Genomic DNA, 24,424 nt, shown 5'->3' on the forward strand with positions numbered 1-24,424 from the left:
ACAGTAACCAACACTTTAGTTTCATTTGATTTTAAAATCGCTTTCGGCAAATAGAACGCAAAGAATGAAACATTATTACATTTTAACAGATTTAAATTGTCAATCCATTCCTTGGTTCGCTAATCAATAAACGAAGCAAACAGGCTAAAATTATTCGTATTCCTTTTTTTTTTAATAAATGTTAATGGTTCATATAAGATTTGTACTAAAAACCCGTTTATACGTAATACGTCTAAAATTTTTTAGAAAAGATCAAATTTTTAAGACTTTTCAAACACTATTAATAGTACACACTAAAATGAAAAGAATCATATTATTCGCCTTAGTACTAGGCATTACCAAGGTTGTGGCTCAGGAACAAGACAGAACCATTACTACTGCTGTACCTTTTTTAACCATTGCGGCAGATGCTAGGGCATCTGGTATGGGCGATATTGGGGTTGCAACTTCTGTAGATGCTTTTTCACAACAATGGAACCCCTCTAAATACGCCTTTGCCGAAAGAAAAATGGGAATAGGTGTAAGTTATACTCCCTATTTGGAAAGCATTGTAAACGATATTTCTTTGTTAAGCGCTAATTATTATAACAAGTTAAATGATAGAAGTGCGTTTGCCGTTGGATTAAGGTATTTTGGGTTAGGTGAAATAGAATTGAGACAGAATCAAAGCGATGAAGGAACTCTGGTAAAGCCAAATGAGTTCGCATTGGATGGTACCTATGCGCTAAAATTAAGCGAAACTTTTTCCATGGCCGTTGGTGGGCGTTTTATCAGTTCTAATTTACGTTTTCAACAGTCGGGGCAAGATTCTCAGGCTGCAAATGCATTTGCTGTAGACGTTTCGGGTTTTTACCGTTCTAGGGAAATTGCCTACAACTCTTTTGATGGCCGTTGGAGAGCTGGTTTTAATATCTCTAACCTTGGAGGAAAATTGCAATACGATGAAGGTGGTCAGGAAAACTTTTTACCAACTAATTTAAAGTTTGGTGGCGGTTTTGATTTTATTTTTGACCAAGACAACGTATTGGGTTTATATACTGAATTTAACAAGTTATTGGTGCCAACTCCTCGCGATTTTAATGGTGATGGAGTAATAGATCAATCGGACACTGATGAATATGAGCAAATAGGTTTTTTTAGTGGGGTATTTGAATCTTTTGGAGACGCGCCAGACGGATTTAAAGAAGAATTACAGGAAACCACCATTGCCTTTGGGGCAGAATATCGTTACCAAGACGCTTTTATGCTAAGGACGGGATATTTTAATGAGAACGAAAATAAGGGGGCAAGACGTTTTTTAACTTTAGGTGCAGGTTTTAAGTTTAAAGCGGCACAGGTGGATTTGTCGTATTTATTTTCCACCTCCCAAGTTAAGAGTCCTCTAGAGAATACCCTACGCTTTTCGTTGACATTCAATTTGGGTGAAGAATTCTATAACGATTAATAAAAAAGATGTTAAAAAGATACCCCGGCATTGTCCGGGGTTTTTTATTTTAGAGCTCTATTTAAGTGAAAATCGAATGAAAAAAAGAACGGTAGTATGTGAATTGGAAGAGTATGATACTTCCTCAAAATTGCCGGCCAATGAGGCCGATTTGTTATCCAGTGCCATTACTGCTCGTAAGAATTCTTATGCCCCATATTCTAAATTTAATGTAGGGGCGGCCGTTCTATTGGAAGGTGGTGAAGTGGTGTTGGGTAATAATCAAGAAAACGCTTGTTATCCCTCTGGACTGTGCGCTGAGCGGGTTGCGCTTTATGCTGCTGCTGCCAATTATCCAGGAAAAAAAATATTGGGTATAGCTATAAGTGCCGGTTCTAAATTGCATAAAGTTGACCGTCCGGTTGGTCCTTGTGGTAATTGTAGGCAATCCATAATGGAGTACGAGGTAAAACAGCAAACCCCCATCTTTTTAATTATGCAAGGCGATGAGGGAGTTATTTTAAAAAGTAATTCACTACAGAATATTATGCCCATATCATTTGATGATTCTTTTTTGGGCGATTATTAATCCAAATTTTTCCCAAAAACAGATATATATGTATTTTTGTTTCCCGCTCACGGAGAGCGCTGTATCAAACAATGCATATTGATGGAAAAAATCACAAAAGAGGTATACCTAAAGTGGTACGAAGACATGCTTTTCTGGCGCAAGTTCGAGGATAAACTTGCCGCAGTCTATATTCAACAAAAAGTTAGAGGTTTCTTGCACCTATATAATGGTCAAGAAGCGGTATTGGCCGGTTCATTACATGCCATGGATTTAACCAAGGATAAAATGATAACCGCATACCGTAACCACGTTCAGCCAATTGGTATGGGTGTTGATCCCAAAAAAGTAATGGCAGAGCTATATGGTAAGGTTACCGGTACCTCCAAAGGTAACGGTGGTTCCATGCACATTTTCTCTAAAGAACACCGCTTTTATGGAGGTCATGGTATTGTTGGTGGCCAAATTCCATTGGGAGCTGGTCTAGCATTTGCAGACAAATATTTCAAGAGAGATGCAGTAACCCTTTGTTACATGGGAGATGGGGCCGTAAGACAGGGCTCTTTGCACGAGGCTTTTAACTTGGCTATGTTGTGGCAATTGCCAGTGGTATTTATTTGTGAGAACAATGGATATGCCATGGGTACTTCTGTAGCTAGAACCTCTTATTCAACAGATATTTGGAAACTTGGTTTAGGATATGAGATGCCTTGTGGGCCTGTAGATGGTATGGACCCGGCAACCGTAGCCAAAGAAGTTTCTAAAGCTGTAGAAAGAGCAAGGAGTGGTGGTGGACCAACTTTCTTGGAAATGAAGACCTATAGATATAGAGGACATTCAATGTCAGATGCACAGCACTACAGAACTAAAGAGGAAGTAGAAGAATACAAGAAGATTGATCCTATTACTCAGGTTAAGGATGTGATTTTAGAAAAGAAATATGCGTCTGAGGACGAAATCAAGGCCATAGACAAGCGCGTTAAAGCTTTGGTTAGCGAATGTGAAAAATTCGCGGACGAGTCAGATTTTCCTCCGTTGAGCCAATTATACGATACAGTTTACGAACAAGAAGATTATCCATTCTTAAAACATAAATTATAAGCAAATGGCCGAAGTAATCAATATGCCTAGATTAAGCGATACCATGGAAGAAGGTACAGTCGCTAAATGGTTAAAACAAGTAGGAGATAAGGTTGAAGAAGGGGATATTTTGGCCGAAATTGAGACCGACAAAGCCACTATGGAGTTCGAATCTTTTTACGAGGGTACTTTGCTACATATTGGTATCCAAGAAGGTGATGGTGCTCCAGTAGATTCATTGTTGGCCATCATAGGTGAAGAAGGTGAGGACATTTCCGCGTTACTAAACGGTGGTACCACTACTACTTCATCATCTAATGAAAAGGAAGCAGCTGCTGCTGAAGAAGGTTCAGCGGATAATAATGATGAGGCAACCACACCTTCTGCTGAAGTTCCAGAAGGCGTAGAGATTATTACGATGCCAAGGTTGAGCGATACCATGGAAGAGGGGACGGTTGCATCTTGGTTAAAGAAAGTGGGAGATGCTGTTGAAGAAGGAGATATACTTGCTGAAATTGAGACCGATAAAGCAACAATGGAGTTTGAATCTTTCTACTCTGGAACGTTGTTACATATAGGTATCCAGGAAGGAGAAGGTGCTCCCGTAGACTCACTTTTGGCAATTATTGGTCCTGAAGGAACCAATGTAGATGCTATTCTAAATGCTAAACCTAAAACAGAAAGTTCCGCGTCTAAAAGTGAAACCCCTAAAAAGGAGGAGGCTGCAAAAGAAGAAAATGCAGCTTCAACTTCAGTAGCGGTAGAAAACACGTCTAATGGTGGTCGTATTTTTGCTTCTCCACTCGCTAAAAAAATTGCCAAAGATAAAGGTATAGATTTAGCACAAATCAAGGGGTCTGGAGACAATGGTCGTATCGTAAGAAAAGATGTGGAAAACTTTACACCCAGTTCGCAAGCAGCGTCTTCAAGTGATAAGGTAGAAACTGCAAGCGGCAGTGTGGCTACTCCAGCACCTATGAATTTGCCAGTAGGAGAAGAGCATAAAGAAGAGGTTAAAAACTCTACCATGCGCAAGGTTATTGCTAAACGTTTGGGAGAGTCTAAATTTACGGCGCCACATTATTACTTAACTATTGAGGTAGATATGGACAATGCCAAGGCGTCTAGGGCACAAATAAATAGTCTGCCAGATACCAAGGTATCTTTTAATGATATGGTTCTTAAAGCTTGTTCCATGGCATTGAAGAAGCATCCACAGGTGAACACCTCTTGGAATGGAGATACAACAATCTACAACCATCATGTTCACATGGGTGTTGCTGTAGCTGTAGATGAAGGTTTAGTTGTACCGGTCCTTAAATTTTCAGATCAGATGAGCCTTACACAAATAGGTGCATCGGTTAGGGATTTGGCTGGTAGAGCTAGGGATAAGAAAATAAAACCAAACGAAATGGAGGGTAGTACCTTTACCGTTTCAAACTTGGGTATGTTTGGAATACAGGAATTTACTTCTATAATTAATCAGCCAAATTCAGCAATATTGAGTGTGGGTGCAATTGTAGAAAAGCCGGTTGTAAAAAATGGTGCGGTAGTTCCTGGAAGCACTATGAAAGTTACTTTGGCCTGTGATCACAGAACGGTTGATGGTGCTACAGGTGCACAGTTCTTACAAACATTAAGGGCATATCTTGAAAATCCAGTTACTATGTTGGCCTAGTTTTAGTTCAGCATAAATTAATATACAAAGCACCCTGTAGCGGGTGCTTTTTTTATCTTTATACTTTAGCATAAATCACATGAAAAAAATAATTATAGTATTTGCATCATTGGGTGTTCTAGCTTGCGGAACCCCAAAACTAGTAGTTACCAATCCAGACAATAGCAACAATAATTCAAGCGATGCTGTTGTAAAGGATGGTCCAGAAGGATTAAAAGCAAATCCAGAATCAATGGCGTCCGGTCCATTGAAAACGTATACGGTTACGTCAGAAGCAGAAGTAAGCAAGATTATAGGTTTTTTAGCATCGGACGAATTGGAAGGTAGGGATACCGGCTCTGAAGGAATAGAAAAGGCCGCGCTATATATAGAGAATCATTTTAAGGTTAATGGTGTTGCTCCCTATTATCAAAGCTACCGTGATACACTGTCTAACTATAAAGATCCTGCTTTTAACGTGGTTGGTGTGGTGCCAGGTAATGATGCTGGCCTAAAAGATGAAGTAGTTATAATTGGAGCACATTATGATCATATTGGAAGGGCAAATGCAGTTAAGGGCGATGCAATTGCAAACGGGGCCAATGATAATGCTTCTGGTACTACGGCGGTTTTGGAAATGGCAAAGTACTTTGGTAAGAATAAAACCAATAAACGTACACTAGTTTTTGCACTTTTCAGTGCAGAAGAGAAGGGGCTGCTAGGTTCTGAACATTTGGCCAAGAGAATGAAAAGGGAGAATATAAATTTATATGCCATGTTAAATTTTGAAATGATAGGAGTTGCACTTCAAGACAAACCTTATGATCTCTATATTACGGGGTTTGAAAAAAGTAATTTGGCAGAGGTGAGTAATGCCTATGCAGGGGGAAATTTAATTGGTTATTTACCTACTGCAAAAAAGTATGGTCTTTTTGGAAGATCGGATAATTATCCCTTTTATACCGAATTTAAAGTGCCAAGCCACACTTACTGCACGTTCGATTTTACAAATTTTGATTTTTATCACAAGCCTGGCGATGAAGTAGCTTTGATGGATATGTCCCATATGAGTAAAATGATAAATAGGCTAACACCGGTGGTAGAAGGTATTGCCAATGGAGCTAAAGAAGAATTAAAAATGACCAAAGATTAATGTCTAAGAATATTGTAATAACAGGAACAAGTAGGGGCATAGGATTGGAATTGGCCAAGTTATATGCAGATAACGGTCACAAGGTGTTGGCGTTATCCCGTAACCCAAGGCCAATTTTGGATTTAGGGCATTCAAATATTGCTACTTTTCAATTTGATTTGAATGCTGCCGATGACTATAAAAAAGTTACCAATTTTATTAATGATTGGGAGCGAGTTGACGTTCTTATAAACAATGCAGGTTGTCTTATAAACAAGCCATTTGAGGAATTGAGCTGGCAAGATTTTGAAAAGGTATATCGGGTAAATGTTTTTGGGGTTGCCGAAATGATAAAAATAGTTCTACCAAAAATGGACTCCAAGGGCCATGTTGTTACTATCAGTTCTATGGGAGGTATTCAGGGTAGTATGAAATTCCCTGGTTTAGCAGCTTATAGCAGTAGTAAAGGAGCAGTAATAACCCTTTCTGAATTATTGGCCGAAGAATACAAGGATTCTGGTCCAGCGTTTAACGTGTTGGCTTTGGGTGCCGTACAAACCGAAATGCTAGAAGAGGCTTTTCCGGGTTATAAAGCACCTTTGTCTGCAATGGAAATGGCGGACTATGTATTGGAATTTTCCCTAAATGGCCATAAATATTACAACGGCAAAGTATTACAGGTAAGCAGTAGTACTCCTTAGGTTATAATTGTTTCTCAGTATAGGTAAGGCAAACTTCTTTTTCATTTGAGGTTAGTCTTTTTTTAGTTTTGTCCCATTTGGAGTGCTTGGACATTTTGTCAATTGTTTCCATTTTATTTGAGGGGAATAGTACAATTTCCCACTCCGGGTTTGTCTGGGTTACCCTAACCGTTACTTGATTATCTTTTTTTTCGTAGTAAACTGAAACCTCATTGGCGCCATCGCCCATTACTATCTGTTCCAATGATGCATTATTCCAAGCGCTTGGCATTTGAGGTTGTATTAGTACTTGTTTATTTTGCGCCTGCGGTTTTACACCAAAAAATTGATGCACAATTGGGTAGGCAAAACTGTAAATATTCCACGCTTGCACAATCATTCCATAATCAGGAGATACTTCGTACATGCTGCCCGGTAAAGCATAACTAAATGTTCTTGTCATTCTTTTTAGATAATCTAAAGCATTATCTGCCCTTCCATAATTGTTTTCGGCAATAGCTTGTACACCGGTTGGCAATGTCATCACCGCTCCAGTATAGGAAAACAATTTTGGCGGCACAAAATTATTTTCGTTGGCACCGGCAGAATTGTCCCTATCTATACCCGTTACAAACATGCCAAAAGGATTTCTATATTTTTTAGCTGTTTCCAGTGCTTTTAAGGCCTTAGTGCTATCTGCTAGACCAACTTCCATAGGGGTGTTAACCACCCAATTGTGGTGTAGAACAAAAGGTCTGGCCTTTTTAGAAGGATGGTCCTTTATGTATTCTGATAAACTTTGAAGTTCTTTTACAGACCAAGGTTTATTTAGCGTATCAGCTCTCACAATGGCATCTTCAATTAAATGCTGCGCTTGCATATCGGTGCCAATAAAATCTGCATAACTATTAAATTCATCGGACCAGAATTCGTTGTTTATTTTATCTTTTAAGGATTGGGCTTTTTGTTCGTACAGCACTGCCAATTCTGGTTTATTTAGTTCTTTTGCCATTTTTGCAGCTGCCGTAAAAGCTTGCTGGGTGTAAGCAGCAACATCTATCATTTCACTATCTAGCCCATGAATTTCCATCATGCCAAAGCCTTCCGGAAAGCCATTATTATTTAAATCATTTTCCTCTAATAACCACTGTAATCCTTTTTGTACCGTTGGAAAGTATTTGATTAAGAATTCCTTATCGCCGTTCCATTGATAAATTCGCCATATTAATGTGGCAAACTGTGGAGTTTCGTTAATATTTCCAGGGTTAAAAACGGCTCCGTTGGTAGACATTTCATGTATTATTTTGCCGTTGTTGTTAGTCTCCCTAGAAACGCTGTCTAATAACTTTATGGTGTTATAAACAGCATCTTTTTGGCCAATGGCCATGTAGCCTTGTAAGGCATATTCGCTATCCACGCCAAACCACCAAGGATAGTCTGGAATACCAGCGGTAATACCACTGCCAATTTCTGGAACGGTCCTTACCAGCCAATCACAATTATATTTTAACCATTCAAACGTTTTTTGCAGACTGGTATCTGGGATGCTTAATTTGGATTGGCTAGCTAACTTTTGATACCTATTTTGTTTGATTGTAAAGAACTTTTTCCAATTAGTTTCAAGGGAATCTAAAGTTGTTATTGCATTTTTTTTGTGTGTATAGGAGCCAGCAAGAAAAAAATGCACTTCCTTTTTTTCCAATGGTTCTAATGGAACTTGATAGGATAAACTAAAATTAGCACCCTTACCGGAATAGGTGTTTTGCGTTATTGAATTGGTTGTTGATTTCAAATCACTATTAACGGTTAAGAACCAAGCATTTTTATCGTCTTTAATTATAAAACCATCTATATCTTGGTTGTAAATTGCAACATCGTTACCGTCTTGCATATTGGTGCGTTCACCTAACCAGGTGGGCCGTAAATCTGATTGGGTGTTAAAGTTCAATTCTATATTCTGCTTATCCAGGCTGGTGTTTTCAATTTCCAGGATTACTACTAAACCTTCAATATCATCGGGTACAAATTGTTTTCTTTTAAACTTCAGGTTTTCCTTGGTCCACTTAAATAAATGCTCGTTGTAAAAAGGATAGTTAACAAAACGCTCTGCATTGTTTAGGTTTTGCTCATGGCCATTTACCTTGGCTATTATCTCAAAACCATCTGCCAATTTAATGGGATGGTTCCATAATCCTCCCATTTCTCCTTTAATGTGCCAACCTAATTCTGGGAAACTGCCGTTTTGATGGCCAACCAAATACGTGCGATTGCCAGCGGTTACAAATGGTGAATTTAAATATTCCGGTTTTCCTTCTATTCCAATTTCATCAAAAGGTTGTTGTAAAACTGTTTCATTTTTATTGGTATTGGTACAGGAAAGAAAAAGGCAGAATAGTAGAAAAGATGCAGATAGGTTTTGCAACATAAATTCAGTTTTATCTAAAGTTACCGATTTATGTAAATAGTTTTAATCAAAAACCAACGAAAAGGTTTTTGATTAAGACAGTGTAAAAATGGTAATTTCTGGTCTTACGTTAAAACGTATTTGGTATAAATGGCCCAGGGCCCTATTTATATATAAGGTTCTACCATCTTGTAAATCTTTGATTCCGGCATCATAGTTAGGATTTTGAACCGGTAGAATGGGTGGTTTTAAAAAGGGAGGTTTACATTGGCCACCATGGGTATGGCCAGATAAAATCCAACCTTTGTAATTGTTCCATACATTTAAGTCACAAACATCTGGGTTGTGGCACAAAACAACCGTAGGTTTATTCGGTTGGTAATTTTCCATAGCCCTATCAGGAGCAAAATTGGTGCCCCAATAATCATCTAATCCTATAAAGGTTAAACCATTATTTTCTGCAATTTCATTTCTTAAAACCGTAATCTTATTGGCTGCTAAAATTTCTATGATTTTTGTAGCAATAGTATCATCTAGCCATTCTTCTCCATAATCATGATTGCCTAAAATGGCATACGTACCTAGTGTTCCCTTTGGAGCCAAATCCATTACCGCTTCCAATTGATCAAAAGTGCTGTAGTTTTCAAAGTGAATAAAGTCTCCTGTATACACCACATAATCTGGGCGCTCTCTTTTGGCCAATTCCATGGCATTGAGTAGAAACTTTTGGTCAACCAAAGGTCCTACGTGTATATCGCTCAGTTGCATGAGCTTTTTTCCTTTAAGGTTGTTGGGTAGATTTTTTATAGGCATTTTCAAGTGTACAAACTCTAGCCAATGTGGTTCTATTTGCCAGCTATATAGCCCCATTAGCAAGCCAGAGCCACTTAACGCGGCAGCTCCTTTTATAAATCTACGTCTATTCCAAATTGGGTTACCCATTTTTGTTTTTAAACTACAATCCAAACGAATGTAAAGTTCTGATTATTTTATGTATGCTAGATTATTTAATGCTTTTGGATTGTCTATTTTTGAAATATGAATCAAGTATTGGCTAAGTACTTACCGGAAAGGGCTGTTGCTCCCTGTTTTGAGCTAATAAAGGAATATGCTGTTCACCTTAAAATAGTGAACAAACGGGTTACCAGACATGGAGATTACAGGCGTTTACCCACTGGTGAGCATTTAATAACTATGAACGCTACTAGTAATAAATACCAATTCTTGATAACTTTAATACATGAAATTGCCCATTTGGTGGCTTTTCAAAAATATGGTAAGTACATAAAGCCGCATGGTCAAGAGTGGAAAAAAACATTCAAGATATTAATGGTTCCTTTTATACGACCAGAAATTTTTCCATCTAAATTGTTGCCTGTTATTGCTAATCATTTTAAGAATCCTAAGGCAAGTAGCAGTACAGATACGCAACTGGCACTTGCTTTGAAAGCCTACGGAGGAACACAACATAAAGAAAATTCTTACGTTTTTGAATTGCCATATGGAAGTATATTTAGGATATACAATGGCAAAATTTTTAAAAAGGGAAATAAACGAATCAAACGCTATGAATGCCTTGAAGTGGCAACAGGCAGGTTATATCTTTTTCAGCCCAATGCTGAAGTAGAATTGATAAACGATTAAAAAAAACACATATGAGCAATAAAAACTATTACGCGGTACTAATGGCAGGGGGCGTAGGCTCTAGATTTTGGCCAGTTAGCACCACAAACAACCCAAAACAGTTTCATGATATGTTGGGTACGGGAGAAACCCTAATCCAGAAAACGTTTGCCCGTTTAAACAAATTTATTCCAACAGAGAATATTTTGATTCTTACTAATGAACGATACAATGATTTAGTGCTAGAACAATTACCGGCCGTAAAACAAGAGCAAGTTGTACTTGAGCCGGCCATGCGTAATACAGCCCCGTGTATACTTTATGCCTCTTTAAAAATTCAAAAAATGAATCCGGATGCGGTTATGATCGTAGCGCCAAGTGATCATTGGATAGAAGACGAAGCGGCATTTGAAAAAGATGTAAAAGCTTGTTTTACTAAATGTGAAGAAGAGGCTGCGCTTTGTACCTTGGGTATACAGCCAACCTTTCCTAATACTGGTTTTGGATATATTGAGTTTGAAAAAGCAGCAACCACATCTTTAAAACCGGTTACCCAATTTAGGGAAAAACCAGATTTAGAAACGGCCAAATCATTTTTGGAACAAGGCAATTTTCTATGGAACGCGGGTATATTTATGTGGAGTGTTAGCACTATTGTAACTGCATTTAAAAAGCACCAATCAGAACAGTATGATTTGTTTGAAAAAGGAATGTCTTGTTATAATACCAATGAGGAACAGGCTTTTATAGCGGAAAATTACCCTAAAGCAGAAAATATTTCTATTGATTATGCTATTTTAGAAAGAGCGGAAACCATATACACTTTGCCAGCAACTTTTGATTGGAACGATTTAGGTACTTGGGGCGCACTTTATGATAAATTGGATAAAGATGCATCTGAAAATGCCGTAGTAAATGCAGGAACAGTTCTTGAGGATGCTAAAGGAAATATGATTAGCGCCAAAAAAGGTAAAATTGTTGTGGTAGATGGATTAGAGGATTACATTATTGTAGATAAAGACGATGTATTATTGATTTATCCAAAATCAAAACAACAAGACATAAAATCAGTTCGTAACCAGGTAAGTGATACCTTTGGTGATCAATTTGCATAATATATGAGTAAACATCTTTTTCAAGAAGAACAAGATCATACCGAAGCTAATTCGGAAGAAGTTAAAAAGGACTTTAAAGGTCTATTGGGAAGCGTTAAAAAGTTTTTATCCGAGCTTTTAGAGATTAGAAGTAATACGGATGCGGTAGCTACCAAAGAATCTATTATTCAAGATATTCCATTTAAAGGACATACCTCTTGGATTTTAATTTGTTCCATATTTATTGCCTCTATTGGTCTTAATGCCAATTCAACGGCCGTTGTAATCGGTGCCATGTTAATTTCTCCTTTAATGGGTCCCATTTTAGGAATGGGCTTGTCTTTGGCAATCAATGATGTAGAAACACTGAGAAAATCACTCAAGAACTTCGTGGTCATGGTGGTTTTAAGTGTTATCACCGCTTTTTTATTCTTTTATGTTTTTCCAATACAAGATGAATCTTCTGAGTTATTGGCCAGGACCAAACCAGATATTCGTGATGTATTGATTGCTTTTTTTGGTGGTTTGGCCTTAGTTATAGCTAGGGCAAAAAGAGGTACTATTGCCAGTGTTATTTTTGGTGTGGCCATTGCTACGGCACTTATGCCACCTTTATGTACGGTTGGTTTTGGCTTGGCAATAGGTAAATGGGGTTATGCATTAGGCGCAATGTACCTATTTATTATCAATACAATTTTTATTGGTTTGGCAACCTTTTTGGTCATAAAATACCTGAGATTTCCTATGGTAAAATATGCTAATAGTCAGCGTAGGAGGTTTATTGCTAGGATTGCCTCAACGGTTGGCTTTTTAGTTATGTTGCCTGCTGGTTATACTTTTTACATGGCTTTTAACGAGTCTATGTTCAAAAAAGAGGCCCAAGAATTTTTATCAGATACTATAGAACAATATGAGTTTACCAAAAATGGTAGGTATGTAGATAACCTTACCAAATTGGAGTATGATAAGAATGGCGGACTTATAGAAATAGTTTGTATGGGAACGGAAGAAATTCCAGAGAATATTATCAACTCCTGGAGAACCCAAAAGAACTCTTTTAACAAGTTAAAAGATGCCGAACTGAACATAATTCAGGGTGGAAGAGATGATTCTGAGGAAAAGTTTAATTATGTAACGGAGTTGTACGAATCTAAAAAAGCAGAACTATTAACTCGCGAAGAGCGCATACATTTTTTAGAGGCAGAAGTAGCTAGGTTAAGTCAGAATGTGGGTAAACAAATTCCTTTTAAAGAAGTGACCACAGAGGCTAAAATTAATTATGAGGATATAAATGCCATAAATTTTGCCTATCAAATAAAGACCGATTTTAAAAAGACGGATACCATACCGGTCTTTGAGGTAGAATGGAATAAAAAATTAAAAGACGATTATATTGCCAAAGAAGAGCAAAAATTAACCAAATGGTTAAAACAACGATTGTTGGATTCTACCATACAGGTTAAAAAGATGTAGCTAATTAAATAAAGAAAGGAATTGATTTTTTCAATTCCTTTCTTCAATATACATCTGTCTTACTTTTTTAAATAATTCAGAAGAGTAAACAAAGTCGGTTACCGCTTTATTGTCCGTTTTAAAAATCTCTTTATTGGTGCCTTCCCATTCTAAATAACCATTTTTAAGGAAGATAATTTTCTTGCCTATCTCCATTACAGAATTCATGTCGTGCGTATTAATTACGGTAGTAATATCGTATTCTTCTGTAATCTCCTGTATAAGGTTATCTATTAAAATGGCGGTTTTTGGATCTAAGCCAGAGTTTGGCTCATCACAAAATAAGTAACTTGGTTTCATTACAATTGCCCTAGCAATCGCTACCCTTTTTTGCATTCCACCAGAAATTTCAGAAGGGTATTTTTTGTGTGCATCTATAAGGTTTACCCGTTTTAATACAAAGTCTACGCGGTCTTGCATTTCGCTCTTACTTTGTTTGGTAAACATATCCAACGGAAAGCTTACGTTTTTTTCTACTGTCATGGAATCGAACAAGGCGCTACCTTGAAAAACCATACCCATATCTTGTCTTAAGTCCCTCTTTTCGGCATTGGTCAAATCAGCATAATTTTTACCACTATACCTAATATGTCCTTTTTCCGGAGAAAATAAGCCAAGTAAACACTTTAAGAAAACGGTTTTACCAGAACCACTTTGACCAATAATCAGATTGGTTTTTCCCTTATCAAAAGTGGTACTAATACCTTTTAATACGTGGTTATCTCCAAAGGTTTTATGTATGTTGTCTACCTCTATCATTAGCCAAGCATTAATTGGGTTAATACATAATTAATAATAATGATTACCACACTTGTCCACACAAAGGCTGTGGTACTAGCTTTACCTACCTCTAGAGCGCCTCCTTTCATATAGTACCCAAAATAAGAAGGTATGGTAGCAATTACAAATGCAAAAACTAAGGTTTTAATAAATGCATAGGTAACATGAAAAGGAATAAAATCAGTCTGTAGTCCCTGTATAAAGTCACCACTGGGCGCATAATTGCCAAAAACCGCTGCAATCCATCCACCAAGTACGCCCATGTACATGGCAATAGCAACCGCAAAGGGGTAAAACAACATGGCTATTATTTTAGGAAAAACCAAGTAATTTAATGAGTTAACCCCCATAACTTCTAGAGCATCTATTTGTTCTGTTACCCGCATGGTTCCAATACTGGACGTTATGTAAGACCCCACCTTGCCAACCATAATAATAGAGGTGAAAGTAGGGGCAAATTCTAGAATAACAGACTGTCTGGTGGCAAAACCAATTAAACTTTTGGGTATTAACGGATTGGTTAAATTAAGCGCCGTTTGTATAGTAACTACGCCCCCAATAAAAAAGGCAATAAAAATTATTATGCCCAATGAGTTATAAATTAACTCATCTATTTCCTTAAAAATCAAAGATTTCATTATGCGCCATTTGGTAGGTTTCTTAAACACTTCCCAAACCATAATAAAATACTTGCCAATAGAAGCAATATAATTCATGCAGTAGATTGTCTATATGCTTTGGTAAAAATAAGCATATTGAATTGCTTTTAACCTTCAATTAAAACTTTAAAGGTCTTTATTCAATAAATTTGTGATGCATAACTAGATACCAATGATAAAAAATACGTGGCCACTGGCCGTACTGTTAGTGCTAATCTTTTCGCTAACCGCTTCTGCACAAAGAAGAAAAAAGGATAAAGTAAAAGAAGAAACGCAGGTTGAGGTTACAACAAAACCAAAGCTGGTTGTGGGTATAATTGTAGATCAAATGCGCTACGATTACATAACTCGCTTCTGGAACCATTATGGGGAAAGCGGTTTTAAGAAATTGGTAACCCAAGGCGCCAATTGTAAAAATAACCATTTTAATTATGCGCCAACCAGTACTGGGCCAGGCCATACATCGGTCTACACGGGTACCTATCCGGCGGTGCATGGTGTTATTGGTAATAATTGGTATGATAAGGAGTCTGATAAAACTGTGTATTGTGCGTCTGACGATAATTATGAGTCTGTAGGTACAACCGGTTACAAAGGAAAAATGTCTCCGCATAGAATGCTAACTACTACTATTACCGATCAAATGCGATTGCATACACAAATGAGGGGTAAAACAATCGCCGTAAGTATAAAGGACAGAGGTGCGGTATTACCGGGAGGCCATACGGCCAACGCTGCCTATTGGTATGAAGGAGGCGAAACTGGTAATTTTATAACCAGCACTTTTTATATGCAAACCTTGCCAAAATGGGTACAGGATTTTAATGCTTCAGATGCGGTAGAGGCTTATAAAAAACCATGGGAAACCCTTAAACCTATAGCATCTTACAAAGAAAGCGTTGCCGATGCCAACAATTACGAGGGCGGTTTTAATGGTAAGGCAACAGCTACGTTTCCGTATGATTTGCCGGCCTTATGGGATAATAATGGTAAATACACTTTGTTGGCAGAAACGCCTTATGGAAATTCATTGACTACAGATTTTGCACTTGCAGCGTTGAAAAATGAGAATTTAGGTAAGGATAATGACACCGATTTTTTGGCTATTAGCTATTCTAGTACGGATAAGGTTGGACATAACTTTGGTGTTGATTCCAAAGAAGTGCAAGACACTTATTTACGATTGGATTTGGAGTTAGAAAAATTGTTGACAGAGCTGGATAAAGAAGTAGGAGCAGGTAATTATACATTGTTCTTAACGGCAGACCATGCTGCCATTCCTGTACCCACCTATTTAAAAGACGTAAAAGTTGCAGCAGGATATTTAAATATGAAACAATTTGATGAAAAGTTGGAAGAATACTTGAAGTATCGGTTTGGAACTACCGATGTAGTCAAAAACATTAGCAATAATCAAATTTTTCTAGACCATAAGGTTGTTAGTAATTTAGATATGGATCTAGCGGCTGTTCAGGAAGAAATTGCCATGGAAGTTCTATCTTATGAAGGTATGGATAAGGTTTATACAGGTACGCAAATGTGGTCAGGAAATTATACGCGTGGCCTTCCTTATATATTACAAAATGGTTGGAACCAAAAAAGGTCTGGAGATGTATTATTTGTACCAAAACCTGCACATATATCTTATAACCCTACAGGTTCTACCCACGGTTCCCCTTTTATTTATGATACCCACACGCCCTTACTCTTTTATGGTAATGGTATTAAACCAGGTGCTGTTACCGCACGTACCGAAATTACTGATATTGCGCCTACATTAGCGGTTTTACTAGGTATAGCATTTCCCAATGGCGCCACTGGAACGCCAATAAGCACGGTTTTGAAATAAGACTTATATGGTATATTAAAAAAAGCATCCTTAATTGGATGCTTTTTTTATGGGTTCAATTTCTTAATAATTCCCTTCCATCTGTACGTTCTTATAAATTGGCCTTCTTTTTTGGTTACAAATGGTACAGTGCTAGTAAAATAACAACCTATGTAAGCTAACATTGCTTGTAGGTATAATCTTGGTGATTTGGCCTGCATTGCCATTTTTAGAAGTGCAATTTTTGCTAATACGATATCATACCGCATTTTATAGAGTGCAATTCCTTTTTCTTTATAATTTTTTGAGGTGTATCCATGGCCAGTGGGTCTAAGGTGCTTTACTTTCAAATTTTTATCTGTACATACCTCAAAATCATGAAACTTACATAGTAGTACATCTACGGTATCCCAACCAACTGCGGGTTTAAGCCCATCCATTAACTCAAAAACCTGTCGGTAATAAAGTTTAACAGGGCCTCTAACATGATTTTTGTCTGCTATTGTCTCGTATTCCCATTTCCCATTTACTTCTACATACAATAAGCCAGAGCACATACCCAATAACCAATTAGATTTAAAATGGTTACGCATGGTTTCAAAATAATTGGGAGGTAAAACCACGTCGGCATCAAACTTACCGATCAAATCAAAATGTAAATTACATTTAGCTAGCCCAAAATTAAAAGTGTCTATTACTTTTTTACCGGGTATATGGGCCGTATTGCTTTTACGTTGGTAAACGGTTATCCAATCATGTTTATCTGCATATTCTTTGGCAATTTGAAAGGTATTGTCCGTAGAATTATCATCAATTATAATAAGTTCATCTGGAGGATGTGTTTGGTTTACAAAAGAAGCCATGCACAATGGCAAATAATTTGCTTCGTTATGCGCTGGTATTACTATGCTTACAACCATGGTAAAATAAAAAGATTAATCTTTAATCCTTTCGGCATAGACTATGTAATATCTATTGGTAAACCTACGTAGTAAAGGGCGAATCCCAATTTTTTTTACAGGATTGGTCCATTTGTTACGGTCTTTTATTTCCCAACCGGCCTTTTCTAATAACCAATCAAATTGCCAGTCTTCAAACTCATGATAATGTCTATCCCATGGGTCTGTTTTACTTCTGTAGGCATTAGAAAACCATAGCTTTAAAGGAATACTTGCCACTAATTTATCTGCCTTAATTTCTTTTAGAATATTATACGGAGCCAATAAATGTTCAAATATTTCAAAAGCCGTTACCACATCTGCTTGACTATTTTTAACACCGGTAAAATCATCATCCAAATCTTCACCTTTGGTGTTGGTAATTTTATAGCCGGCCTGCTCCATCACCTTTGTAAACGGGTTGGTTACGCCAAGGTCTAAGATGGTTTCATTGGTGTTAATATGCTTTTGTAAAAACGCTAGCGTGTGCTTGTATCGTTTATGCGGAAATTTACCTTCGTACATATGGTAAAGATTCAAAAAACCTTTTTAATCCACCAAATCTAACCAAGATTTCACAAATTAAAATCTATAGACCATGGCATTTATATTCATGCCAGCACCTACACTAGCAAAAAGTACAAGGTCTCCTTCTTTTACGTGGTGATTTTTTAGGTTGTCTTTTCTAACCATATCTAGTAAGGTTGGAATGGTGGCTACAGAACTATTCCCGTGAAAGTTTATGTTCATGGGCATAATGTTCTCAGGAACGGATTTGCCGTACAATTTGTAAAATCGTTTTACAATGGCCTCATCCATTTTTTCATTGGCCTGGTGTATAAAAATTTTTTGAACCTCTTCTATTTGAACGTTGGTTTGGTCCAAACAACTCTTCATGGCTTTTGGAACATGAATACAAGCAAATTCATACACTTTTCTTCCAAGCATTTTTATATAGCGTTGCTTGTCCGTTATGTTGGATTCATAACTTCTGTCAAAATAAAGGTAATAGGCTTCATCTAAAGCATGTGTTTCTGAGGCATGGGCTAAAATGTTTCCGCCTTTTTCTGTTTGTTGAAGGATGGTGGCACCGGCTCCATCTGCAAAAATCATGCTATCCCTATCATGTTCATCTGTGATGCGTGAAAGTGTTTCCCCACCAATTACCAAACATGTTTTTGCCATGCCAGATTGTATAAAAGCTTTGGCTTGTATCAATGCTTCTACCCATCCTGGACAACCAAAAATCATATCGTAAGCTACACATTTTGGGTTTTTTATGCCCAATAAGTTTTTAACGCGCGTTGCTAGACTAGGTAGCGTATCGCCTTGATTTTTATCAGCGGAAAGGTCTCCAAAATTATGGGCATAAATGATGTAATCTATTGTTTCTTTATCTATCTGCGCATCATCTATTGCTTTTTCGGCTGCAAAAAAACCTAGATCGGAAGCTTTATGGTCTGCTAAGGCATATCTTCTTTCAGAAATACCGGTTATAGCTTCAAATTTTTGAATTATTTCTTCGTTGGTATTGGTAATGGCTAGGCCGTCTGCAGTTTTGAATTTGGCAGTTAAAAAATGGGAATTGGGAACAATCACTTCTGGAATGTAAGACCCAGTTCCGGTTATAGTTATATTCATTTTTAGTTTGCGTTTGTAGAAAGATAGGCGCAAGCTTCTATATTTATTATGCATGCATAGTAAATAATCCAATGTCCAAAAAGAAAAACGCTGTTCAAAATAAAATTAGAACAGCGTTTAGTAATTAATATATTTTGATAAAACACTAATAAATAGTAGTCTTTCTAAGCTTCGGCATAGGCTTCAATAGGTGCGCAGGTGCAAATTAAATTACGATCCCCAAATGCTTCGTCCGTTCGTCTAACAGATGGCCAAAATTTATTTTCGAATACGAATTCCAAAGGATATGCCGCATCCTTTCTACTATATGGAAAATCCCATTGGTCTGCCGTAACCATAGCCATGGTATGTGGCGCGTTTTTTAGAACGTTATTAGGTTCAGCTGCATTGGCCTGGTCTATTTCTTCTCTTATGGAAAGCATGGCGTCACAGAATCTGTCTAATTCTTGTTTGCTTTCGCTTTCTGTAGGTTCTATCATCATAGTGCCCGCCACTGGAAAAGAAACGGTTGGTGCATGAAAACCGTAGTCGATAAGCCTTTTGGCAATGTCCGTAACCTCAATGCCATTTTCTTTAAATGGTCTACAATCTATAATCATTTCATGAGCTGCACGACCTCTTTCTCCCGTATATAAAACCTCATAACTGCCAGCTAACCTTTCTTTGATGTAATTGGCGTTAAGAATAGCGTATTTTGTGGCATTAGTAACTCCTTTGGCGCCTAGCATTCTTATATATCCATAAGAAATTAAGCATACTAAAGCACTACCCCATGGAGCAGCAGATATAGCGGTAATGGCATTATTGCCGCCAGTAGCCACAACAGGGTTAGATGGTAAAAAGGGTTTTAGCTGTTCCGCAACACAAATTGGCCCTACACCAGGCCCACCACCACCGTGAGGTATGGCAAAAGTCTTATGTAGGTTTAAATGGCAAACGTCTGCGCCAATGGTTGCTGGGTTGGTTAAACCAACTTGGGCGTTCATATTGGCACCGTCCATATAAACTTGGCCACCATGGTCATGGATTAATTGGGTAATTTGTTTAATGGAAGATTCAAATACGCCATGTGTAGAAGGATAGGTAACCATTAAAGAAGATAGGTTTTCTGAATGTAATTTTACCTTCTCTTCTAAATCTACTAGATCTATGTTTCCATTTTCATCTGTTTTGGTTACTACAACTTTCATGCCCGCCATGACAGCAGAGGCCGGGTTGGTACCGTGAGCAGAAGCCGGAATAATACAAATATTTCTATGTCCTTGGCCATTTGCTTCATGGTAGGCCCTAATTGTCATTAGGCCTGCAAATTCTCCTTGTGCTCCAGAATTAGGTTGTAAGGACGTGGCCGCAAAACCAGTAATCTCAGTTAAGTAATCTTCTAGTGATTTTAGCATTACCTGGTAACCCTCTGCTTGGTTTATGGGAACAAAGGGATGTAAGTTGCCCCAGTTGGCCCAGCTCAAAGGCAACATTTCAGATGCCGCATTCAACTTCATGGTACAACTTCCTAAAGAAATCATAGAATGGTTTAACGCCAAATCTTTACGTTCAAGTTTCTTGATGTAACGCATTAAATCCGTTTCTGAGTGGTAACTGTTAAAAACCTCATGGGTTAAAAATTCTGTGTCTCTTTTTAAACTATCTGGAATTTCTTCAAAAGAGGTTCCTGTATCTGATGTATTGCCCACCTCAGAAAATACGGCCAATATATCTTTTACATCCTCGAAGGAGGTTGCTTCGTTCAAGGAAATGGTAACCGTATTGCTATCTACGTAGTTTAGGTTAATTTCATTATTAAGGGCTACTTCTTTTAAGGCTTCGGCGTCTGCAACTTTTACCTGTATGGTATCAAAAAACACCGTGTTGGTTTGTGCAAAACCTACCTCTGCCAACATGCCTGTTAATTGCTTGGTTTTCTCATGAATGCTATTTGCTATGTACTGTAAACCTTTTGGGCCATGGTACACGGCATACATACCGGCCATTACGGCCAACAAAACTTGAGCAGTACAAATGTTAGAGGTAGCTTTATCTCTTTTTATGTGTTGTTCCCTTGTTTGTAGGGCCATACGCAGGGCGGGGTTACCGTCTGTATCTTTGGTTAAACCAATAATTCTTCCCGGAATGTTTCTTTTGTAGGCTTCTTTTGTTGCAAAAAATGCAGCATGTGGCCCACCATAACCTAGCGGAATTCCAAAACGTTGTGTAGTGCCTACCACTACGTCTACACCCCATTCTCCAGGGGCTTTTAATAACACCAAGCTAAGTAAATCTGCGGCAACGGCCACTTTGATTTCATTAGCGGTTGCCTGTTGGGTAAATTCTTTAAAATCTTTTACTTGTCCGTGCTTTCCTGGATATTGCAAAAGGCTTCCAAAAAAATCTGTTGTATAGGTAAATTGTTCTGGATTACCTATTACCAATTCTATCTCTAATGGTGTTGCTCTGGTTTCTAATAGGCTTAAGGTTTGTGGTAGTACGTTTTCATCTACAAAAAATTTAAGAACACCATCTTTTTTTTGTTGTCTACTACGCAAGTCATAAAGCATGGTCATTGCCTCTGCGGCTGCTGTACTTTCATCTAAAAGTGATGCGTTGGCTATTTCCATACCGGTTAAGTCCGTAACCATGGTTTGAAAATTGAGCAACGCCTCTAAACGCCCTTGTGCAATTTCTGCTTGGTAGGGTGTATAGGCCGTATACCATCCAGGATTTTCTAGAATATTTCTTTTAATTACAGATGGTGTTAGGGTATTGTGATACCCAAGACCTATATAGGTCTTAAAAATTTTGTTCTTTTCTGATAATTTCTGAACATGCCCTAAGAACTCATGTTCGCTCATGGCTTTAGGTAATTCTAGTTCTTTCTTTAACCGGATATCATCAGGAATGGTTTGGTACATTAACTCTTCCAAATCTTTTACTCCTACGGTTTCTAGCATTTTAGAAAGGTCTTCTTCCCTAACGCCTATGTGGCGCGATGCAAATAATTCTGTGTTCATAAAGGCAAAAAATAAAGTCGCAAAATTAGGCATTAATTCACTTAAATACCGCATTTTAAAATCGTCAAGGGCTAAAGTTGTTAACCAAGAATTAACCTTTACTGCTTTATGTTTAATTTTGTTTAATGCGTTGGGTACGATCGCTTTTTAAATTTTATTTGGATGCTAGTGTTCACGTATCATTAGCGGTATTTTGCTTATACTATGCAACCTGCGTTAAGTTGAACATTATCTTTGACTTGGATTATGCTTTTTTTTTGTTTTTTGCGACTATTGTAGGCTACAATTTTGTAAAATACGGGGTAGAGGCAAAAAAATATTGGATAGTAGCCAAACAGCGACACAAGGCAATTCAATTATTTAGCATTTTAGCAGGCTTGGGCGCTTTCTATAGTGGGGCTAAAATTGATTCTAGTTTGTACTTTCCACTTTTTGTTTTAACCCTTATTTCTGCCTTATATGCAGTGCCTTTTTTACCCAATGCGAAGAATCTAAGGAGTTTAGGCGGATTAAAAGTGTTTTTGGTGGCTTTTGTTTGGACCGGGGTAACCCTTTGGTTGCCTTTATATGCTACCGGAATAACCATTGGTGTGGACCATTTAATTTTAATGCTACAGCAGTTTGTACTAGTTTTATTGCTAATGGTTCCTTTTGAAATTAGAGACCTTAAATATGATCAGCCCGAGCTAAGAACAATACCTCAGCAAATAGGAGTGCTCAATACGAAATACGTTGCATATTTTATGTTAATCGTATTTTTAGCGAGTGCCTTATTACTGCATAAAAATATGATGCAGGTTCTATTTTTAGATTTAATCTGGGTGTTGCTTATAGCTTACTATATCCATAAGAGTAAAGTTGACCAGTCTAAATATTTTGCTTCTTTCTGGGTAGAAGCTGTTCCAATATTTATGGCCATTGCCTTATTTGTTTTTAAGGTCTAAGAGTTGGCTTGTTCCTTTATACGTTGTTTTATTGCCTCTTTTTCTTTTGCACTTAACGTATGCAGATTTGCTTTCTCGCACAACGCGGTTAGATACGTATTTTTCTTGGTGTGGCTAGAACAATGTTTGCAGAACAAAATATGAAAACGTAGTTTCCAAATATCCCAGAAGCCTGCTTCTTTGTACTGACTTTTGTTGCAAATTTCTGAAGCTTTATCACAAGAAATCATAAATTCTAAAACCAATTATCGTTTAAACAACCCATAAGCGCCGTTCTGGCCCTATGTATCATAACCCACAGGTTAGACGGGTTTATTCCTAATTCATTACAAATATCCTCAGTATCCATTCCTTGAATGGTTTTCATTTTAAAAACTTGCGCCTGTTTGGTAGGTAATTTTTCTATGCAACCGTATATGGCATCACCTAATTCTTCATTTTCTAGAAATGCCTCCCCATCTCTGTCCTGGTTGTCTGCAACTCTTTTTTCTAACCAATCTCCTTCTTCACTGTCTGCGGCAAAGTCTATTTTTACCTCAGCCTTTCCTTTTTTAGAGTTTATTTTTCTGTAATGATCAATTACCTTTCTTTTAAGAATAGCAATTAACCAGGTACGTTCTGCGGCATCGCCTTTGAAATTGGGTGCAGATTTTAAGCCGGCAAAAAAAGTTTCTTGTACTAAGTCTTTAGCCAATTCTGCATTATTAACCCGGCTTACGGCATAATTAAAGAGGTAGTCCGCATATTTATCTACCCAAGTATCCGGATGTAATACATTTGTTGGCATTGTTCTTTTTAACGTTATCAAAAGTAGTCAATTTTAATAGTTACACCATTTTCTCAAGTCAAAGGTGCAATACCAACATCACAAAAAAATCACGCTTTTATCACATGTGTTTTTTAACCAGTAATTTATAAGGGAATATTTCACGGTTTTCAGGTAGTTGTTAATTTTTAATTAGGCATAACTTGCGTTTAAAACCATAAATAATGAAGCAGCTCTTGTTTGGATTACTCGTGTTTTTGAATCTTATATTAGTTTTTGGTCAAACCCAAACTAATCAGAATGTTCTAGGTAAGTATAGACTTAACTGGATAGCTTCTGGTTTTTTTCCTGCGGATGATCTTTTAATTGAGAAAACAGCGGAAGATGGCCAATACGTTTTTGAATTTAAAGAGGATGGTTCTTTTGTGCAGCACTTAACAGCAGAGACTTTTGGGGAATGCCCTGTGGGTGTTTTTGTTTTAGAAAAAGGGTTTTGGAACTTAGAGAAGGGAAAATTATCTCTTAAGATGAAAGGCGAAAAATTAGCAGATTATACGTTTGAATATGAGATTGTATATCAGATTAAGAAAGAAAAAGGTAAATTAAGGCTTTTAGTAGATAAGATTTTAACCAATAAGGAAGTTAAATAATTATGGTTTTTAAGTATAGAAAGGTAATTATAGCTTTAAT

General features: G+C 37.4%; 22 protein-coding genes. 12 read left to right on the forward strand and 10 right to left on the reverse strand.

Annotated elements, in window-relative coordinates; translation table 11 throughout:
- Positions 1 to 298: 298 nt before the first annotated feature.
- From porV to BUL40_RS15170, 6 genes are all read left to right on the forward strand, one after another.
- Positions 299 to 1,444: a type IX secretion system outer membrane channel protein PorV gene (gene porV / locus BUL40_RS15145; RefSeq protein ID WP_080319960.1), complete on the forward strand. Its 1,146-nt coding sequence runs from the start codon at positions 299 to 301 to the stop codon at positions 1,442 to 1,444.
- A 76-nt stretch (positions 1,445 to 1,520) separates the two neighbouring features.
- A complete protein-coding gene (locus tag BUL40_RS15150; protein ID WP_080319919.1) occupies positions 1,521 to 2,012 on the forward strand; it encodes a cytidine deaminase in 492 nt (163 codons plus the stop codon).
- 81 nt (positions 2,013 to 2,093) lie between these two features.
- A complete protein-coding gene (gene pdhA, locus BUL40_RS15155) occupies positions 2,094 to 3,092 on the forward strand; it encodes a pyruvate dehydrogenase (acetyl-transferring) E1 component subunit alpha (RefSeq protein WP_010519331.1) in 999 nt (332 codons plus the stop codon).
- A gap of 4 nt (positions 3,093 to 3,096) precedes the next feature.
- On the forward strand, positions 3,097 to 4,749 hold the full coding sequence (locus BUL40_RS15160) for a pyruvate dehydrogenase complex dihydrolipoamide acetyltransferase (RefSeq protein WP_080319920.1): 1,653 nt from the start codon (positions 3,097 to 3,099) through the stop codon (positions 4,747 to 4,749).
- Positions 4,750 to 4,828: 79 nt separating this feature from the next.
- The gene (locus BUL40_RS15165; protein ID WP_080319921.1) at positions 4,829 to 5,881 is read left to right on the forward strand and encodes a M28 family metallopeptidase; all 1,053 of its coding nucleotides are present in this window, start codon (positions 4,829 to 4,831) and stop codon (positions 5,879 to 5,881) included.
- Positions 5,881 to 6,561, forward strand: a complete 681-nt coding sequence (locus BUL40_RS15170) for an SDR family NAD(P)-dependent oxidoreductase (protein WP_080319922.1) — start codon at positions 5,881 to 5,883, stop codon at positions 6,559 to 6,561. The genes BUL40_RS15165 and BUL40_RS15170 overlap by 1 nt, the downstream gene beginning before the upstream one ends.
- Position 6,562: 1 nt before the next feature.
- Here the strand turns inward: BUL40_RS15170 and BUL40_RS15175 are convergent, their stop codons facing one another.
- Together BUL40_RS15175 and BUL40_RS15180 are read right to left on the reverse strand one after the other, a co-directional pair.
- Complete coding sequence (locus BUL40_RS15175) at positions 6,563 to 8,965, reverse strand: GH116 family glycosyl hydrolase (protein ID WP_080319923.1); 2,403 nt, start codon at positions 8,963 to 8,965, stop codon at positions 6,563 to 6,565.
- A gap of 72 nt (positions 8,966 to 9,037) precedes the next feature.
- The gene (locus tag BUL40_RS15180; RefSeq protein ID WP_080319924.1) at positions 9,038 to 9,886 is read right to left on the reverse strand and encodes a metallophosphoesterase; all 849 of its coding nucleotides are present in this window, start codon (positions 9,884 to 9,886) and stop codon (positions 9,038 to 9,040) included.
- A 96-nt stretch (positions 9,887 to 9,982) separates the two neighbouring features.
- On the opposite strand from BUL40_RS15180, the gene BUL40_RS15185 reads away from it, so the two are divergent.
- Genes BUL40_RS15185 through BUL40_RS15195 form a run of 3 tightly spaced genes read left to right on the forward strand, consistent with a single transcriptional unit; the run spans position 9,983 to position 13,134 of the window.
- Positions 9,983 to 10,588, forward strand: a complete 606-nt coding sequence (locus BUL40_RS15185) for a SprT-like domain-containing protein (RefSeq protein WP_080319925.1) — start codon at positions 9,983 to 9,985, stop codon at positions 10,586 to 10,588.
- 11 nt (positions 10,589 to 10,599) lie between these two features.
- Positions 10,600 to 11,682, forward strand: coding sequence for a mannose-1-phosphate guanylyltransferase (locus BUL40_RS15190; protein ID WP_080319926.1), 1,083 nt, complete (start codon positions 10,600 to 10,602; stop codon positions 11,680 to 11,682).
- Positions 11,683 to 11,685: 3 nt separating this feature from the next.
- Positions 11,686 to 13,134, forward strand: coding sequence for a DUF389 domain-containing protein (locus tag BUL40_RS15195; protein ID WP_080319927.1), 1,449 nt, complete (start codon positions 11,686 to 11,688; stop codon positions 13,132 to 13,134).
- A 30-nt stretch (positions 13,135 to 13,164) separates the two neighbouring features.
- On the opposite strand, the gene BUL40_RS15200 is transcribed toward BUL40_RS15195, so the two are convergent.
- Together BUL40_RS15200 and BUL40_RS15205 are read right to left on the reverse strand one after the other, a co-directional pair.
- Complete coding sequence (locus BUL40_RS15200; RefSeq protein WP_080319928.1) at positions 13,165 to 13,932, reverse strand: ABC transporter ATP-binding protein; 768 nt, start codon at positions 13,930 to 13,932, stop codon at positions 13,165 to 13,167.
- A complete protein-coding gene (locus BUL40_RS15205) occupies positions 13,932 to 14,669 on the reverse strand; it encodes an MlaE family ABC transporter permease (protein WP_080319929.1) in 738 nt (245 codons plus the stop codon). Before BUL40_RS15205 ends, BUL40_RS15200 begins: the two co-directional genes overlap by 1 nt.
- A gap of 115 nt (positions 14,670 to 14,784) precedes the next feature.
- Between BUL40_RS15205 and pafA the strand changes: the two genes are divergently transcribed.
- Positions 14,785 to 16,461 carry an alkaline phosphatase PafA gene (gene pafA / locus BUL40_RS15210; RefSeq protein WP_080319930.1) on the forward strand — a complete coding sequence of 559 codons (1,677 nt, stop codon included), beginning with the start codon at positions 14,785 to 14,787 and terminating at the stop codon, positions 16,459 to 16,461.
- A gap of 47 nt (positions 16,462 to 16,508) precedes the next feature.
- On the opposite strand, the gene BUL40_RS15215 is transcribed toward pafA, so the two are convergent.
- From BUL40_RS15215 to gcvP, 4 genes are all read right to left on the reverse strand, one after another.
- Positions 16,509 to 17,360, reverse strand: a complete 852-nt coding sequence (locus tag BUL40_RS15215) for a glycosyltransferase family 2 protein (protein WP_080319931.1) — start codon at positions 17,358 to 17,360, stop codon at positions 16,509 to 16,511.
- Between the two features lie 15 nt (positions 17,361 to 17,375).
- Complete coding sequence (locus BUL40_RS15220; protein ID WP_080319932.1) at positions 17,376 to 17,903, reverse strand: class I SAM-dependent methyltransferase; 528 nt, start codon at positions 17,901 to 17,903, stop codon at positions 17,376 to 17,378.
- Positions 17,904 to 17,960: 57 nt separating this feature from the next.
- Positions 17,961 to 19,019, reverse strand: a complete 1,059-nt coding sequence (locus tag BUL40_RS15225) for a 3-oxoacyl-ACP synthase III family protein (RefSeq protein WP_080319961.1) — start codon at positions 19,017 to 19,019, stop codon at positions 17,961 to 17,963.
- A gap of 164 nt (positions 19,020 to 19,183) precedes the next feature.
- On the reverse strand, positions 19,184 to 22,024 hold the full coding sequence (gcvP, locus tag BUL40_RS15230; RefSeq protein ID WP_080319933.1) for an aminomethyl-transferring glycine dehydrogenase: 2,841 nt from the start codon (positions 22,022 to 22,024) through the stop codon (positions 19,184 to 19,186).
- A gap of 221 nt (positions 22,025 to 22,245) precedes the next feature.
- Here gcvP and BUL40_RS15235 point away from each other — a divergent pair, with 221 nt between their 5' ends.
- Positions 22,246 to 22,968 carry a UbiA prenyltransferase family protein gene (locus BUL40_RS15235; protein ID WP_176465498.1) on the forward strand — a complete coding sequence of 241 codons (723 nt, stop codon included), beginning with the start codon at positions 22,246 to 22,248 and terminating at the stop codon, positions 22,966 to 22,968.
- Here BUL40_RS15235 and BUL40_RS15240 read toward each other — a convergent pair.
- Both BUL40_RS15240 and BUL40_RS15245 read right to left on the reverse strand, forming a co-directional pair.
- Positions 22,965 to 23,213, reverse strand: coding sequence for a hypothetical protein (locus BUL40_RS15240; RefSeq protein ID WP_244901888.1), 249 nt, complete (start codon positions 23,211 to 23,213; stop codon positions 22,965 to 22,967). The genes BUL40_RS15235 and BUL40_RS15240 overlap by 4 nt on opposite strands.
- Positions 23,204 to 23,755: a sigma-70 family RNA polymerase sigma factor gene (locus BUL40_RS15245; RefSeq protein ID WP_010519349.1), complete on the reverse strand. Its 552-nt coding sequence runs from the start codon at positions 23,753 to 23,755 to the stop codon at positions 23,204 to 23,206. The genes BUL40_RS15240 and BUL40_RS15245 overlap by 10 nt, the downstream gene beginning before the upstream one ends.
- Positions 23,756 to 23,958: 203 nt before the next feature.
- On the opposite strand from BUL40_RS15245, the gene BUL40_RS15250 reads away from it, so the two are divergent.
- On the forward strand, positions 23,959 to 24,384 hold the full coding sequence (locus tag BUL40_RS15250; protein WP_080319936.1) for a hypothetical protein: 426 nt from the start codon (positions 23,959 to 23,961) through the stop codon (positions 24,382 to 24,384).
- Positions 24,385 to 24,424 lie beyond the last annotated feature (40 nt).

The sequence above is a fragment of the Croceivirga radicis genome (genome assembly GCF_002072105.2).
In the GTDB taxonomy this organism is placed as follows: Bacteria; Bacteroidota; Bacteroidia; order Flavobacteriales; family Flavobacteriaceae; genus Croceivirga; species Croceivirga radicis.

Coding starts and splice junctions, on each gene's coding strand:
- BUL40_RS15175 (WP_080319923.1), bottom strand. CDS start 8,965: ATGTTGCAAAACCTATCTGCATCTTTTCTACTATTCTGCCTTTTTCTT.
- porV (WP_080319960.1), top strand. CDS start 299: ATGAAAAGAATCATATTATTCGCCTTAGTACTAGGCATTACCAAGGTT.
- BUL40_RS15165 (WP_080319921.1), top strand. CDS start 4,829: ATGAAAAAAATAATTATAGTATTTGCATCATTGGGTGTTCTAGCTTGC.
- BUL40_RS15150 (WP_080319919.1), top strand. CDS start 1,521: ATGAAAAAAAGAACGGTAGTATGTGAATTGGAAGAGTATGATACTTCC.
- BUL40_RS15245 (WP_010519349.1), bottom strand. CDS start 23,755: ATGCCAACAAATGTATTACATCCGGATACTTGGGTAGATAAATATGCG.
- BUL40_RS15250 (WP_080319936.1), top strand. CDS start 23,959: ATGAAGCAGCTCTTGTTTGGATTACTCGTGTTTTTGAATCTTATATTA.
- BUL40_RS15220 (WP_080319932.1), bottom strand. CDS start 17,903: ATGTACGAAGGTAAATTTCCGCATAAACGATACAAGCACACGCTAGCG.
- BUL40_RS15225 (WP_080319961.1), bottom strand. CDS start 19,019: ATGAATATAACTATAACCGGAACTGGGTCTTACATTCCAGAAGTGATT.
- BUL40_RS15215 (WP_080319931.1), bottom strand. CDS start 17,360: ATGGTTGTAAGCATAGTAATACCAGCGCATAACGAAGCAAATTATTTG.
- gcvP (WP_080319933.1), bottom strand. CDS start 22,024: ATGAACACAGAATTATTTGCATCGCGCCACATAGGCGTTAGGGAAGAA.
- BUL40_RS15185 (WP_080319925.1), top strand. CDS start 9,983: ATGAATCAAGTATTGGCTAAGTACTTACCGGAAAGGGCTGTTGCTCCC.
- BUL40_RS15195 (WP_080319927.1), top strand. CDS start 11,686: ATGAGTAAACATCTTTTTCAAGAAGAACAAGATCATACCGAAGCTAAT.
- BUL40_RS15205 (WP_080319929.1), bottom strand. CDS start 14,669: ATGAATTATATTGCTTCTATTGGCAAGTATTTTATTATGGTTTGGGAA.
- BUL40_RS15170 (WP_080319922.1), top strand. CDS start 5,881: ATGTCTAAGAATATTGTAATAACAGGAACAAGTAGGGGCATAGGATTG.
- BUL40_RS15180 (WP_080319924.1), bottom strand. CDS start 9,886: ATGGGTAACCCAATTTGGAATAGACGTAGATTTATAAAAGGAGCTGCC.
- pdhA (WP_010519331.1), top strand. CDS start 2,094: ATGGAAAAAATCACAAAAGAGGTATACCTAAAGTGGTACGAAGACATG.
- BUL40_RS15190 (WP_080319926.1), top strand. CDS start 10,600: ATGAGCAATAAAAACTATTACGCGGTACTAATGGCAGGGGGCGTAGGC.
- BUL40_RS15160 (WP_080319920.1), top strand. CDS start 3,097: ATGGCCGAAGTAATCAATATGCCTAGATTAAGCGATACCATGGAAGAA.
- pafA (WP_080319930.1), top strand. CDS start 14,785: ATGATAAAAAATACGTGGCCACTGGCCGTACTGTTAGTGCTAATCTTT.
- BUL40_RS15200 (WP_080319928.1), bottom strand. CDS start 13,932: ATGATAGAGGTAGACAACATACATAAAACCTTTGGAGATAACCACGTA.